This is a genomic window from Erwinia sp. LJJL01, assembly GCF_047300805.2.
In the GTDB taxonomy this organism is placed as follows: domain Bacteria; phylum Pseudomonadota; class Gammaproteobacteria; order Enterobacterales; family Enterobacteriaceae; genus Erwinia; species Erwinia aphidicola.
In genome coordinates this window covers 450,958-465,884 of sequence record NZ_CP178576.1, presented here as the reverse complement: position 1 = coordinate 465,884, position 14,927 = coordinate 450,958, and the positions used below count along the sequence as shown (strand labels likewise).

Annotated in this window: 12 protein-coding genes; 5 read left to right on the top strand and 7 right to left on the bottom strand. The window is 57.7% G+C overall.

The window, feature by feature from the left end; genetic code table 11:
• Positions 1-49: 49 nt before the first annotated feature.
• Entirely contained in the window at positions 50-949 is a 900-nt protein-coding gene (locus ACLI4M_RS02890; RefSeq protein ID WP_133623128.1) for a LysR family transcriptional regulator, read from the bottom strand.
• Positions 950-1,098: 149 nt separating this feature from the next.
• Between ACLI4M_RS02890 and ACLI4M_RS02885 the strand changes: the two genes are divergently transcribed.
• Positions 1,099-2,016, top strand: a complete 918-nt coding sequence (locus ACLI4M_RS02885) for an aliphatic sulfonate ABC transporter substrate-binding protein (protein ID WP_133623129.1) — start codon at positions 1,099-1,101, stop codon at positions 2,014-2,016.
• 2 nt (positions 2,017-2,018) lie between these two features.
• Positions 2,019-3,323 (top strand): LLM class flavin-dependent oxidoreductase, encoded by a 1,305-nt coding sequence (locus tag ACLI4M_RS02880; protein WP_133623130.1) that lies wholly within the window; start codon positions 2,019-2,021, stop codon positions 3,321-3,323.
• Positions 3,324-3,379: 56 nt separating this feature from the next.
• On the opposite strand, the gene ACLI4M_RS02875 is transcribed toward ACLI4M_RS02880, so the two are convergent.
• Positions 3,380-4,564: a NupC/NupG family nucleoside CNT transporter gene (locus ACLI4M_RS02875; RefSeq protein WP_048915289.1), complete on the bottom strand. Its 1,185-nt coding sequence runs from the start codon at positions 4,562-4,564 to the stop codon at positions 3,380-3,382.
• Between the two features lie 439 nt (positions 4,565-5,003).
• On the opposite strand from ACLI4M_RS02875, the gene ACLI4M_RS02870 reads away from it, so the two are divergent.
• On the top strand, positions 5,004-6,245 hold the full coding sequence (locus ACLI4M_RS02870) for an Nramp family divalent metal transporter (RefSeq protein WP_133623131.1): 1,242 nt from the start codon (positions 5,004-5,006) through the stop codon (positions 6,243-6,245).
• 117 nt (positions 6,246-6,362) lie between these two features.
• Here the strand turns inward: ACLI4M_RS02870 and ACLI4M_RS02865 are convergent, their stop codons facing one another.
• Together ACLI4M_RS02865 and mgrA are read right to left on the bottom strand one after the other, a co-directional pair.
• The gene (locus ACLI4M_RS02865) at positions 6,363-6,716 is read right to left on the bottom strand and encodes a DUF2502 domain-containing protein (RefSeq protein ID WP_099754678.1); all 354 of its coding nucleotides are present in this window, start codon (positions 6,714-6,716) and stop codon (positions 6,363-6,365) included.
• Between the two features lie 186 nt (positions 6,717-6,902).
• A complete protein-coding gene (gene mgrA, locus ACLI4M_RS02860; RefSeq protein WP_133623132.1) occupies positions 6,903-7,892 on the bottom strand; it encodes an L-glyceraldehyde 3-phosphate reductase in 990 nt (329 codons plus the stop codon).
• Positions 7,893-8,099: 207 nt separating this feature from the next.
• On the opposite strand from mgrA, the gene ACLI4M_RS02855 reads away from it, so the two are divergent.
• A complete protein-coding gene (locus tag ACLI4M_RS02855) occupies positions 8,100-9,749 on the top strand; it encodes an alpha-keto acid decarboxylase family protein (protein WP_133625031.1) in 1,650 nt (549 codons plus the stop codon).
• Positions 9,750-9,907: 158 nt separating this feature from the next.
• Entirely contained in the window at positions 9,908-10,873 is a 966-nt protein-coding gene (gene glk / locus ACLI4M_RS02850) for a glucokinase (protein ID WP_133623133.1), read from the top strand.
• Between the two features lie 19 nt (positions 10,874-10,892).
• On the opposite strand, the gene ACLI4M_RS02845 is transcribed toward glk, so the two are convergent.
• From ACLI4M_RS02845 to ACLI4M_RS02835, 3 genes are all read right to left on the bottom strand, one after another.
• Positions 10,893-11,621, bottom strand: a complete 729-nt coding sequence (locus ACLI4M_RS02845) for a LytR/AlgR family response regulator transcription factor (protein WP_133623134.1) — start codon at positions 11,619-11,621, stop codon at positions 10,893-10,895.
• Positions 11,622-11,635: 14 nt separating this feature from the next.
• On the bottom strand, positions 11,636-13,321 hold the full coding sequence (locus ACLI4M_RS02840; RefSeq protein WP_133625032.1) for a sensor histidine kinase: 1,686 nt from the start codon (positions 13,319-13,321) through the stop codon (positions 11,636-11,638).
• 295 nt (positions 13,322-13,616) lie between these two features.
• Complete coding sequence (locus ACLI4M_RS02835; RefSeq protein ID WP_133623135.1) at positions 13,617-14,858, bottom strand: DUF1479 domain-containing protein; 1,242 nt, start codon at positions 14,856-14,858, stop codon at positions 13,617-13,619.
• Between the last annotated feature and the right edge of the window lie 69 nt (positions 14,859-14,927).

Sequence of the window (14,927 nt, the reverse complement as noted above, 5' to 3'; positions counted from 1 at the left end):
CGAAAACACTATGTGTGAAATTCATAATTCTTCGTTGTTAATATAAAAATCAGCAATGCTCGCTGAGACCAAATCCACCTGCCAGCGTCGTGGCGAACAGATTGACGGCGGCCTGATGGCTGGCCGGGAGCGCCGGATGCACCAGCCACAGCTCGCTTTGCGGGCTGAAGTCCTGCAGCGGGACTTCCCGCACCCGCAGCTGCTTTGCGGCACGCGGCAGCAGCATGCGCGGTAAAATGCCCAGCCCGCTGCCCCCGGCAATTAACCCCAGCTGCAACGCGGTGCCCTGAACTTCCATATTCAGCTGAAGCGGCAACCCCTGGTCCGCCAGCGCGCGGGCAATTGCGGCACGAAAACCGCAGCCGTCCGGATTGAGGATCCAGCCCCGGGCATAGCACTGTGCCAGCGTGCGCGGCAGCGGCTGTCCGTCATCGGCGGCCACCACCACCAGCGGCACGGCACCCAGACCGCGCGCCTGCAATCCACCGGCAAAGATTTTCCCCGCCGGGAACAGCAGCAGGGCGGCATCCAGCTGGGCCTGATCCAGCTGCTGCAGTAGCTGATTACCCCAGCCGCTGCTCAGGCGTGGCTGTAAATCGGGGTAGCGCTGCTGTACGGCGGCCAGCACCGGAAGCAGGCTATCATCGGTCAGACTGTGCGGCAGGCCAAAGCGCAGCACGCCCTGCGGGGCGGCATCACCAGAGACCAGCTGCGTCAGGGCCTCTACTTCAGCGGCGATGCGCTTGCACTGCTGATACACCAGCAGGCCAAGCGCGGTCGGTTTCAGCGGTTTGGTCTGGCGGTCCAGCAGCAGCACGCCCAGCGCCTCCTCAAAGTTTTGCACCCGTCGCGTCACGGCAGGCTGAGTCAGCCCGAGTCGGCTGGCGGTCTGCTGCGTGGACTGCAGCTGCACAAGGGTGACAAAGGCGTGAAGATCTTCCAGTTTCATCGCAGTTTTCCAGCAGTAAAAAACGTCAGCATAATGGCTCGTTATGGAATTTAATATGCTCATTATGCATATTTATTGCCGATAAAATGCGTTCAGATTATAAACAGCGCGGTGCTAGTCTCAGTTTTTTCCACTTGCTGAGACACCCGATGAAATCACGCTATCTGCTTCCTGTTTCCCTGCTGCTGGCCGCCGTCAGCTCCACCAGCTTTGCCGCCACGCTGTCGGTTGGCGATCAGCGCGGCAATGCCCGTGCCATCCTTGAAGCCGCTGGCGAGCTGAACAATCTGCCGTATACGCTCGACTGGCACGAATTTGCCAATGCCGCTCCGCTGCTGGAAGCGATGCGCGCCGGCTCGATTGATGCCGGTTCGGTCGGCGATGCACCGCTCACTTTTGCCGTGGCCGCCGGCCTGGATGCCAAAGGCATTCTTGCCACTCAGTATGCGGGTAACGCGATTATCGTCAAAAAGGGCAGTGCTATCACCACGCCACAGCAGCTGGCGGGCAAGCGCATTGCCACCGTCAAAGGTTCGTCGGGCCATAATCTGGCGCTGCAGGTGCTGGAACGCGCTGGTGTCGCGGTTAAAGCGGTCAATTTTGTGTTCACGACCCCGGCAGAGGCCACGCTGGTGCTGGATCAGGGCGGGGTGGATGCGGTTTCCACCTGGGAGCCTTACGTCTCGTTCGCCACCCAGCAGTCCGGCGCGCAGATTATTGCTGACGGCAAAGATTACCCGGCGCTCAACTACCTGGTCGCCAGCAACAGCGCGATTGCCGCCAGGCGCAGCGAGCTGTCGGACTTCAGCCAGCGGCTGACGCGCGCACGGGCCTGGGGGGCGCAGCATCCGCAGGAGTACGCCGCGTCAATTGCTAAGCTGCTGCGCATCCCGCAGGACGTCGCGCTGCAAAAGGTGAAGCGTGAGATCAATACGGTGGTCAGCGATAAGGCGCAGGTGCTGGCTATCCAGCAAAATACCGCTGATTTCTACGCGAAAAATGGCCTGATCCCGAAACCGCTCAAGGCCGAATCGTTTATCGATCTCTCCTTATCGGCGGGGAAATAGTTATGCACCTGGCACTCTACCTGAGCGACACCGGGCTGCATGCGGGCGGCTGGCGCCATCCTGACGCCGAAAACCCGGACCCGATGCAGCTGGAAACCTGGCTGAAGCTGGTGCAGAAGGCCGAGGCAGCAAAATTCGACTTCGCCTTTATTGCCGATAAGCTGTCGATCGATGATATCTACGGTGCGGACATCGCCACTACCGTGCAGTATCGTCCCGGCTATGCGCGCCCGGAACCGATGGCGCTGCTGACCGCGCTCAGCCTGTTCACCCGCCGCATCGGGCTGGGGGGTACGCTGTCGACTACCTATGGCGAACCGTTTCACGCGGCGCGCACGCTGGCGACCCTGGATCACTTCAGCCACGGGCGCGCCGCCTGGAATGCGGTGACGTCGACTAACGACGGCGAAGCGCACAACTTCAGCCGTCAGCAGCTGCCCCCGCACGGCGAACGCTATCAGCGCGCGGCCGAGTTTATCGACGCGGTGCAGCTGCTGATGGCGAGCTGGCAACCCGGCGCGCGCGTGGCTGATAAAGCCAGCGGCGTGTATGTCGATGCCAGCAAGGTCAGCTACAGCCATTTCCACGGCAAACATTTTCAAATCAAAGGTCCGCTGACGGTCAGCCAGCCGCCGCAGGGCAGGCCGGTGCAGATCCTTGCGGGCGTCTCGGCGGATTTCCAGCAGGTGGCGACCCGGCTGGCGGAGGTGATCTTCACCGTGCAGCCCGAGCTGGCACGCGCGCAGCTGTTCTATCAGCAGTTCAAACAGCAGATGGCCCTGCACGGTCGCCCGCCCGCCGCCTGCAAAGTGCTGCCGGGAATTATGCCAGTGGTGGCCGCCACGCAGCGGGCGGCTGAAGAGAAACGCCGTGAGCTGGACGAACTGGTTAACCCGCTGGCGGGCCTGAGCTTTATGTCGGCCAGCATGAATTACGATCTGTCACAGCATGACCCTGATGAGCTGTTCCCGGATATCTTTGCGCAGATCAGCGGCAGCAAAGGGCGCTTTGAATATGTGATCAGGCAGGCGCGGCAGGAAGGGAAGACGCTGGCGCAGGTGGCGAAAACCTATGCCGCCAGTGCCTCATTCCCGCTGCTGGTGGGCACACCACGCTCGATAGCTGACGAGATGATTCGCTGGGTAGAGGAGAGGGCCTGCGATGGATTTGTGCTGATGCCGGCCGATATGCCTGCGTCACTGAATGATTTTGCCGATTACGTGGTGCCGGAGTTACAGCGGCGCGGGGCCTTTAGAAAGGAGTATCAGGGGAAAACGCTGCGCGAGCACCTGGCGGTACCGTTGTGAATCGAAGGGGGATTTGGCACAGGGCTGACCTTTTTTTCGGTCAGCCCGCAAACCTATTACAGCACCAGACCCGTAATCGAGGCCGACAGCACGCTGACCAGCGTTGAGCCGTACAGCAGCTTCAGGCCAAAGCGGGAAACTACGTTGCCCTGCTCTTCATGCAGGCCTTTGATGGCACCCGCCACGATACCGATCGAGGAGAAGTTAGCAAACGATACCAGGAACACCGACAGGATGCCTTCACCACGCGGTGACAGCGTACCGGCGATTTTTTGCAGATCCATCATTGCCACAAACTCGTTTGATACCAGTTTGGTCGCCATGATGCTGCCGACCTGCAGCGCTTCATGAGCCGGCACGCCCATCACCCACGCGAACGGGAAGAAGACATAGCCAAGAATGCCCTGGAAGCTGATACCGAAAATAAAGTCGAACAGCGCGTTAATCCCGGAGATCAGGGCGATAAAGCCAATCAGCATCGCTGCCACGATCACTGCCACTTTGAAACCGGCGAGGATATATTCGCCCAGCATCTCGAAGAAGCTCTGTCCCTGATGGGTATTCCCCAGCTTGAGGTCTTCTTCGCTATCAACGCGGTACGGGTTGATCAATGACAGCACGATAAAGGTGCTGAACATGTTGAGTACCAGCGCGGCGACCACATACTTTGGCTGCAGCATGGTCATGTAGGCGCCGACAATCGACATTGAAACGGTCGACATCGCGGTCGCTGCCATGGTGTACATGCGGCGTTCGGACATTTTTCCAAGGATATCTTTATACGCAATAAAGTTTTCTGACTGTCCCAAAATCAGAGAACTGACGGCGTTGAAAGACTCCAGTTTGCCCATACCGTTGATTTTTGACAGCACGGTACCGATGGCACGGATGACGATGGGCAAAATGCGGAAGTGCTGCAGGATGCCGATCAGCGCAGAGATAAAGACGATAGGGCACAGCACATTAAGCCAGAAGAAGGCCAGACCTTTATCGCTCATATTACCAAAGACGAAGTTGGTCCCTTCCGCCGCGTACTTCAGTAATTTTTCGAACAGATTTGAGAACCCCTGGACGAAGCCGAGACCCACTTCCGAGTTCAGGAAGAACCAGGCGAGGGCGACTTCAATCACCAATAGCTGTATGACAAAGCGGACACGGATGTTTTTACGGTCACGGCTGACTAACAAGGCCAGCAGAGTCACCACCACCAGTGCCAAAGCAAAGTGAAGAATGCGGGACATATTTGCTCCAAATTTGAGGGCTGTTATATTTCGTTGCACATTCTATGTAACAGGAACCGGAAAAACGAGATCTATGCCTCAATATAACAATTCCCTATTGCAGCAGATTACAGAAAAGCTTGAGGCGTCACAGGTTTTCACTCTTTTTTAACAGCTTACGCGTAAAGTTGCGCTTACCGACCTCTTTATTAAAACAATCCTGGCTGAATTGCGATGAAAAAATCACCGCACAAGTGGTAAGTGAATGCCAGATACCCTACAGTGAAAAAGGTTGCTCATTTTTTGGCGTTGCCGTACTTTATCTAAAAGTATAGCCATTGCTATAACTCATAGCGCTGGCTATCACAGCGATAAAGATAACCATTTTAAATGCACTTGATAATCATTATCACTTAAAGGCATGATAATTGTCAGGTGTTTAGCAGCAGGGGTAACAGCTATGTCGGAAAGCCGCACTGCGGAGCAGAACGTCCGCAGTAGTCGTAAAATCAAATTTGCCTTGATGGGGCCAGCCTTTATTGCGGCGATTGGCTATATCGACCCCGGCAACTTCGCCACCAATATCCAGGCAGGTGCTTCTTACGGTTACACCCTGCTGTGGGTCGTTGTCTGGGCCAACATCATGGCGATGGTGATCCAGCTGATGTCTGCCAAGCTGGGTATCGCTACCGGCAAAAATCTGGCCGAGCATATCCGCGATCGTTTTCCGCGCCCGGCGGTGTGGTTTTACTGGGTGCAGGCGGAAATTATCGCCATGGCAACCGACCTTGCCGAGTTTATCGGCGCGGCGATAGGCTTCAAGCTGGTGTTTGGCGTCAGCCTGTTGCAGGGGGCGATGCTCACCGGTGTGGCAACGTTTCTGATCCTGATGCTGCAAAGCCGTGGTTCAAAGCCGCTGGAGTTGGTGATCGGTGGCCTGCTGCTGTTTGTCGCGGCGGCCTATGTGATTGAGCTGTTTTTCTCGCAGCCGAAGGTGGTCGACCTGCTGCAGGGTATGGCGGTGCCATCACTGCCAACCGCAGATGCCGTGCTGCTGGCGGCGGGGGTGCTTGGCGCGACCATTATGCCGCACGTCATCTACCTGCACTCCTCGCTGACGCAGAACAGCAGCGATGGCGGTACGCGGGAGCAGCGCTACTCTTCAACCAAGCTGGATGTGGCGATTGCCATGACTATCGCCGGCTTTGTGAATCTGGCGATGATGGCCACGGCGGCTGCCGCATTCCACTTTAGCGGCCACAGCGGGATTGCCGATCTCGACCAGGCGTATCTGACGCTGGACCCGCTGTTAGGTAAAGCCGCCGCGCTGGTGTTTGGCCTTAGCCTGCTGGCAGCAGGATTGTCCTCTACCGTGGTCGGCACCATGGCCGGGCAGGTGGTGATGCAGGGCTTTATCCACTTCCATATTCCGCTGCTGGTGCGACGCGTGATCACCATGCTGCCCTCCTTTATTGTGATTATGGCAGGCTGGGAACCCACGCGGATACTGGTGATGAGCCAGGTACTGCTCAGCTTCGGTATTGCGCTGGCGCTGGTGCCTCTGCTGGTCTTTACCGGCAACCGTGAGCTGATGGGGGATATGGTGAACTCGCGCCTGATGCAGAACGTTGGCCGCCTGATCGTCGCGGTTGTGGTGGTGCTGAATGGGTATCTGCTGGTATCGATGGGAATGAATTTGTAAAAAACCGGGCGGGGCATGCCGCCGCCCCTACGCTTAACGTTATGCATGCGGCCTATGCCGCAGCATTCAAATGGATGTTTTTCGTAGGGGTCAGGCATGCCTGACCCGCCAGGATGGTTACCAACGGTCGTGGCCGTGATGGCGACCGTGGTCGTGACGCCATTCACGATGGCGCTCGTGGTCGCGCCAGCGGCGCTCCCTTTCCCTTTCATGATGTCGGCGCTCTGCTTCATGGCGTCGCCACTGCTCGTGTCGCCACCAGCGCCCTTCATTGTAGCGATAATTATTACGCCACCAGTGGTTGTCGCGCCAGCGGCCGCCGTCCCAGTAGCGTCCGCGATCGTCGCGGTCGCCCAAATGCAGCGTCACTCCCGGGGCTAAAGTAATACGTGCGCTGTCGGCATAAGCTGTGTGTACCGCCAACGGGGACAAACTTGCCAATAAAGTGGCAACAAGCAATAAGCGTTTCATATTATCTCCTTTATCAGCGGTCTGCCTTCTCCGCTGTAGCAGCACAATATAACGAGATTGCTGGCTTAACGCCTGGTGAATTCTGATAAACGCGCAAAAACGGCGAATTGGGATTTTTCTGCAGGGGGGAAAGGGGCAATTCTCGTTGGGGCCGACCCTCTCTTCCGGTCGGCCCGCATGGCGGGATTAAGCCAGAATTGACTCTATACGGGCTAACTCATCTGCGCTGAAATCACGCTTGTTGAGCATCTGCACCGCATCATCAATCTGCGCAGTTTTACTGGCGCCAATCAGCACCGAGGTGACGTGGCCGCCGCGTAAAACCCACGCCAGCGCCATCTGCGACAGCTTTTGCCCGCGCTGCTGCGCCAGCGCATTCAGGCGCTGAACCTTCTCCATTTTCTCCGGCGTCAGCTGATCGCTGCTGAGGAAACGGCTGCCGCTGGCTGCACGGGAATCTTCCGGGATGCCGTTGAGATAGCGGTCGGTCAGCACACCACCGGCCAGCGGGGAGAAGGCAATGCTGCCCACACCCTTCTGCGCCAGCACATCCAGCAAGCCACCTTCCGGTGCGCGCTCAAACATCGAATATTTCGGCTGGTGGATCAGGCACGGCGTGCCGAGATCCTGCAAGATAGCAATCGCCTGCGCGGCCAGCTCTGCCGGGTAGTTGGAAAGCGCCACGTACAGCGCTTTGCCCTGGCGCACCAGATGGTCAAGCGCTGCCATGGTCTCTTCCAGCGGCGTTTCCGGATCCGGGCGGTGATGGTAGAAGATATCCACATACTCCATCCCCATGCGTTGCAGGCTCTGATCCAGGCTGGAAATCAGGTATTTGCGCGAACCCCAGTCGCCATAAGGTCCTGGCCACATGGTGTAACCCGCCTTGCTGGAGATCACCAGCTCATCGCGATACGGGCGAAAATCTTCGCGCAGAATCCGGCCAAAATTCTCCTCGGCCGAGCCGGGAGGCGGACCGTAATTATTGGCCAGATCAAAATGGGTGATACCGTTATCAAAAGCATGGCGCAGCAGGTCACGACTGTTATCCACGCGTGTGCTGTCGCCAAAGTTGTGCCATAAACCCAGTGAAATTGCCGGGAGTTTCAGGCCGCTGCGCCCGCAGCGGTGGTAGGTCATTTTCTCATAACGCTGGGCATCTGCTTGATAAACCATGAGTAAATCCTGTGATTGAAACGGTAAGGACGCGGGATAGCATAGCAGTGTATACGGTTACACTAAGCGAAAGAGCGGGATGGATCGCAACTTAAAGATAAATCTGAACGGCGTAACGATCTGTTGCCACGCGGTCAAAGGAGTTTCCTATAACAGAGTGAAAATAATCGCTAATACTCAATTCATACCGCCATGAGGAGCCGAATGATGAGCAGTTATACCGTTGGGGATTATCTTCTTACGCGTTTAAATGAGATCGGTATCGATCATCTGTTCGGCGTGCCCGGGGACTACAACCTGCAGTTTCTTGACCACGTTATCGACCATCCGCGTCTTGCCTGGGTGGGCTGTGCCAACGAGCTTAATGCCGCCTATGCGGCGGATGGTTATGCCCGCTGCCGCGGGGCAGCGGCGTTATTGACCACTTTTGGCGTGGGTGAACTGAGCGCCATCAATGGCGTGGCGGGCAGCTATGCCGAGTATCTGCCGGTGGTGCATATCGTTGGCGCGCCCTCACAAACCTCACAGAATAAGGGTGAGCTGCTGCACCACACGCTGGGCGATGGCGACTTCCGCCACTTTATGCGTATGCATCAGGAAATTTCCGTCGCCAGCAGCGTGCTGACGGCAGAGAACGCGGCCGCAGAGATTGACCGGGTGCTGATTGCCGCGCTGACCGGGTATCGCCCGGTCTATCTGCTGCTGGCGACCAACGTGGCAGAAAGCCCGCTTTCACCGCCTTCAACCCCGTTATTGCTGCCCGTCACTCACAACAGCACACAGCGGGCGGCCTTTGCCGATGCCGCAGAGCTGAAGCTGGCCCCGGCCGCCAGCGTGGCGCTGCTGGCTGACTTCCTCGCCGATCGTGCCGGGCAGCAGCAACCGCTGGTGCGCTGGCTGCGCGAGGTGCCGATGCCATTTGCCACGCTGCTGATGGGAAAAAGCCTGCTGCCGGAAACGCTGCATGGCTTTGCCGGCACCTATGCCGGGGCCTCCAGTGCGCCACACACTCGACAGGTGATCGAGCAGAGCGACGTGCTGGTTACCGTGGGGGTAATGTATACCGATACCATTACCGCCGGCTTTACTCAGCAGATTGACAGCGCAAAAACCATTGACGTCGGGCTATATCGCAGCCGCATCGGTGACCAGACGTTCGAGCTGCCCATGGCGACTGCGCTGGAAGTGCTGCACCAGCTGGCACGTAAGCATGGTGCAGGCTGGCAGCGCGCCATTGTTGCGCCGCCGCAGCTGGAAGGGGACTGCTCAGACAATCTGACGCAAAACAGCTTCTGGCCGCTGATTCAGGCGTTTCTGCGCCCCGGGGATATTATTCTGGCCGATCAGGGAACGGCGGCATTCGGTGCGGCCTCTCTGCGCCTGCCGCCGGATGCCCGCCTGCTGGTTCAGCCGCTGTGGGGATCGATCGGCTACACATTACCGGCGGCTTTTGGCGCGCAAACGGCAGAGCCTGCCCGCCGCGTGGTGCTGATAATCGGTGACGGTTCGGCCCAGCTGACGGCGCAGGAGATAGGATCGATGCTGCGCGATGGGCAAAAACCGGTGATTTTCCTGCTCAATAATGATGGCTACACCGTCGAGCGTGCCATCCACGGCGCAGAGCAGCGCTATAACGATATCGCTCACTGGGACTGGACGCGGCTGCCGCAGGCGCTGAACGTCGATTGTCAGGCCCAGAGCTGGCGCGTAACGCAAACGGTGCAGCTGCAGGAAGTGATGAAGCTGCTTGAGGGGAACTCGCGCCTGTCGCTGGTGGAAGTGGTGCTGCCGCAGCAGGACATTCCGCCGCTGCTGGCCGCCGTCACCCAGGCGCTGCATCAGCGTAACAGCAGCTAAACTGCCATTTAGTGCGCAATTCAGACTGTTGCCCGTGGGCAAAAAGCACTAACCCCGTTAAGGTAACGCTCGCGTAGGTTTTACTTCCGCTGATCGTTGTCGTTTTAACGGGGGGAATTTATAGTGTGTCTAATTGACGTAAGTGGAGCAAAACAATAATGACTAAGTATGCTTTGGTAGGTGATGTCGGCGGCACCAATGCGCGCCTGGCACTGTGTGAAGTTGAGACCGGTGCTATTTCACAAGCCAAAACGTTCCCCACGACAGATTATGCCAGTCTGGAAGCGGTGATCCGCGCTTATCTGGATGAACAGCAGCAGGATATTAAGCATGGCTGTATTGCCATCGCCTGCCCAATCACGGAAGACTGGGTCGAAATGACCAACCATGACTGGGCATTTTCCACCAGTAAAATGAAAGCCAGCCTGGCCTTCGAGTCGCTGGAGATCATCAACGATTTTACCGCCGTGTCGATGGCGATCCCGATGCTGTCGCCTGACGACGTGCTGCAGTTCGGCGGCGAACCGGCGGTGCAGGATAAGCCGGTTGCCGTGTATGGTGCGGGCACCGGGCTCGGCGTGGCGCATCTGGTCCACGTGGATAAGCGCTGGGTGAGCCTGCCGGGCGAGGGCGGCCACGTTGATTTCGCTGCTAACAGCGACGAAGAAGATATGATCCTTGAGGTACTGCGCGCTGAGCTCGGCCACGTTTCTGCCGAGCGTATTCTCTCCGGCGGCGGGCTGGTAAACCTGTATCGGGCGATTGTTAAATCAGATGACCGGGAGCCAGAAAACCTCAAGCCGCGCGATGTCAGCGAGCGGGCGCTTGACGGTAGCTGCACCGACTGCCGCCGTGCGCTGTCGATGTTCTGCGTTTGCATGGGCCGTTTTGGCGGCAACCTGGCGCTGAATCTCGGCACTTTTGGCGGTGTCTACATCGCCGGAGGCATCGTGCCGCGTTTCCTGGAGTTCTTTAAAGCCTCCGGGTTCCGTGCGGCGTTTGAAGATAAAGGCCGCTTCCGCGACTACACCTCGCGCATTCCGGTCTTTATGATCACTCACGATCAGCCGGGCCTGCTGGGCGCGGGCGCGCACCTGCGTCAGACCCTGGGCCGCGTGCTGTAATCTCCAGGCTGATGCGGCGCTACAGCCGCATCAGCTGGCGAAACTCCTTCACCTTGCTGCGGCTGACCGGAACCTGGAACTCCATATCGCGCAGCTTGAGAATATAGGTGTTGTTAAACCACGGCTCAATCTCGCGGATCTTACTCAGATTGACGCAGTATGAGCGGTGGCAGCGAAAGAAATACGCCTCCGGCAGGCGGCTGCAAAATTCGGTGATATTCATCGACATTACATACTCTTCCCGCCGCGTATAGACAAACGTCAGCTTTTCATGGGCTTCTGCGTAATAGATATCGTTGATATCGGTGACGATAATGCGTTCGTCCTTCACCAGATTAATGGTGTACGGAGCAGGGCGCGCCGCCGTGCTGCTGAGCTGTGCGCTGCTCTGCGCATGGTTTTCCAGCTTGCGCAGCAGCGTGACGATGCGCATCTCTGACCATGGCTTGAGAATGTAGTCAAATGCTTCCAGCTCAAAGGCATCTACCGCGTACTCTTTATAGGCGGTAATAAACACGATCAGCGGCTTAGTGGCGAACTTACTGATGTTCTGCGCCAGCAGCATGCCGTCCAGCGACGGAATATTGATATCGAGAAATATCACGTCCACCTGGTGACTCTGCAGGTACTTCAGCACGTCGAGGCCGTCATCAAAGGTGGCTTCAATGACAATGCTGCTGTGCTGGCGGATCAGCCAGCTCAGCTCCTGCTGGGCAAGAAATTCATCTTCAACGATTATTGCTTTCACATCGGTTTCCCATCTCAGGCAGTCAATGAAACACTCTGGTTTTCCGGCAACATGGCGCCGTTCTTACTGATGTAGAAGGTGATTTCGGTACCCGGATTAAAACGGTGGATATGCAGCCCCTCGCCGTACAGCAGCTTCACCCGGTGATGCACGTTCAGCAGGCCGATCTTGTTGCCCGGCATTTCGTTGCGCTTCACGCGCGCCATCACCTCTTCGCTGATGCCGTGGCCGGTATCGCGCACCGCAATACGCACGCGATGGCCCTGATCCTTAATGCTCAGCGTCACCACGCCTTTACCCCGGCAGGGATGGATGCCGTGGACAATGGCGTTTTCCACCAGCGGTTGGATCAGCAGGCTGGGCAGCGGGCAGTTGACATCTTCATCGATATCGTAAATCACCGTCAGCTTGTCGCCGAAGCGCGCCTGCTCAATGGCGATATAATCTTTCACCTGATACAGCTCTTTTTTGATGTCGATGGTTTCATCGTCATTCAGTTCGAGGTTATAGCGCAGATAGCGCGAAAGATTGGTAATCAGCTGGCGCGCAGTATCGGGATTAATGCGAATAGAGGAGGAGATGGCATTGAGCGCGTTGAACAGGAAGTGTGGGTTGATCTTGCTTTGCAGGGCGCGCAGCTCCGCCTTATTAGCCATTTCGCGCAGCTGCTCAGCGCGTGAAACTTCCAGCTGGGTGGAAATAATTTGCGACAGCCCGACCGCCATCTCTTTCAGTGACCAGGTAATGCGGTGCGCATGACGATAGTAGATCTTCAGCGTGCCGGTCACTTCGCCTTTTTCCCACAGGGGGATGACAATCATCGAGTGAATTTCCGGGGTGCGGTGCGCCTCATCATTATTTTTAATGATGATTTTACCCTGTGAAATCGCCGCCAGCGTGGTCGGGCTGATGCCGTCATCGCCGTCACGATAGTTGCCTTCGCCCACGCCAACGTAGGCGAGGATCTGGCGGGTATTGGTCATCGCCACCGCATCGGCGTTGATATCGCTGCGGATGATGTCACACACCTGGCGCAGCGACTGGCTGTTGACCTGGCGGAACAGCGGCAGAGTTTTATTAGCAATATCCAGCGCCAGCTTCGCCTGGCGGGCGGCAATAGCCTCTTTTTCCCCCTCCACGCTCTGCACCAGCAGCACGATCAGACCGATGCTGACCGCGCCGAGGATCATCGGAATGGCAATCTCAGAGACGATATCGACGCCCAGTGAGGTCGGTGACGCCCACAGCACAATCAGCACCATGGTCAGCGTTTCACAGGCCATCCCGCCGATAATGCCGCTGCTCCAGCGCTTCTCTTTCACCACTTTGAGATTGATCCAGCCGGAGACGATCCCGGCGGCAATGCTGGTGATCAGGCACGGTACCGAAGTCACACCGTCAATGTCGATCAGGAAGCGGTGCAGCCCGGCAATCACTCCGGTGGCGATGCCGACCCACGGGCCAAACAGGATGCCGCCGGACATAATGGCGATGGTGCGCACGTTGACCAGCGACCCTTCAACATTGATGCCGGTCCAGGTGCTGAACAGGGCAAACAGCGAGAAAATAGCGGTCACCGCCAGCAGCTCCTGGCGCGAGTGCTCGTCCTTCTGCAACAGCTGCCGGAAATGACGGGTACGGGTAATAAAGAACAGGCAGATAAGCATCAGCGCTGCGCGATCAAACACGGCGAGCAACATCTCAAACATCGAATGCACGGGCATCTCGGCTGGCGGAAAACAGTGGCGCTATGATAGGGAAAGCGGGCGGGATGTGCCAGGGATCACAGCGTGGCAATCGGTTAATCCCGGCCTGGATCAATTTTTCCCGGATAAACAGGGGGCAACCACTGGGGTATTCCCAGAAACGACTTACCTCGCTAAACGTCCGCTAACCGCCTCCTGAAACCTGACACCGGTCACCCCGCGACAATATCCAGGCACAATGTTTGTGCAGATCCCTCACGGGGGACCTTTTTTCGATCGCCCCGCAGGGTTACTCCAGCATCTGCTGCTTGCCCAATGGCGTCAGATCCTGCGCGGTGGCGCGCCCGACGAAATCGACTTCGAAATCGTCGGCGGCGAAATCCGGTGGCGAACGCCCCTCAACAAAGGCGGGCCACTGGCGCTGTAAATAGGCGACATTTTTCTCGCACCACGGCGCGGCGGCAATGTACATCACGTTGCTGTCGAACTCGCCCTGATGCTCATTTTCCACGGCGTGAACCACGTCGCAATGCCAGAACACCGTGTCGCCCGCTTCCATATCGGGAATAGAGGAAAAACCTTCAAGTAAAAGAGGATGAAACTTCTCGCTAATCGATAAAGCGCGCCCCGGAGCGGCACCGCACAGGTCATCCTCCGCGACATCATCCTGCAGCGCGCGCAGTAAAATCCACGCCATGGCGTTGGCGATCGGCAGCAGCTGCAGGGTGCCGCCGTGCTTGCGCTGCGGCGTCAGCGCCGTCCAGCCCTGGAAAGTGCGAAACATCGAGCAGACGGCAGGGGAGGGAAATTCGCGTACTTCGCAGCGTTTCTCGGCATCAAACGGATTGTACTGCTGCCAGTTGCCGCTAAACACGTGTCGGTAGACGTGACGGAAGTTCTCATCCAGCCAGCGCTCCAGCGACCCGCCATCCACGTGCGGCGACAGGCCGAGTGAACCCGAGTTCGGTGGGCGGCGGCGCGTGCGGTCGGCGTAGCTGACGATGCGCGTCGGGTCGAAGTGCTGCTGGCCGTGGCTTTCGCTCTGCCACAGCGAGTTAAGGAATGCCTGCACCGCCTGCATGCGTGCATCCTGACGCGCCTCCACCTGGGGTCTGGACCAGTAAATGCCGTAGATTTGCGGCTTACCCTGCTTCAGGTCGCCAAAGTAATTGTCCTCGGCGGCATGTTTTAGCTTTTCCACAAACTGATTCTCGTCGAGGTAATCGCCAATCTGCTGGTTCCAGTCGCTGGCCTGCTGGCGCGTGAACACGCCTTTGATGACGCAGCAGCCGCGCTGGCGGATCAGATTTTTTTGCTGTTCCGTCACGCGCTGATTCAGGATATCGTTGGCCTCAAGCTGCGGTACCGGATGCTCACCGCGCTGCTGCTCATGGTTGAGCGTGGCAATCTGGCGGCGCATATCGGCATCCAGTTCGGCAAACACCTGGCGATAGTTGGGAAGCTGCTGGCGCAGCTGCGCTTTAATCTGGCGCACTGCGTCGGGAATATTGTCGATTTTGAGAGGGGCCATGGTCGTTCTCCAGTGACAAAATTGTTATCGTTTTGCTGTAGGGCAGGACGATTACACGGCCAAAAAGCG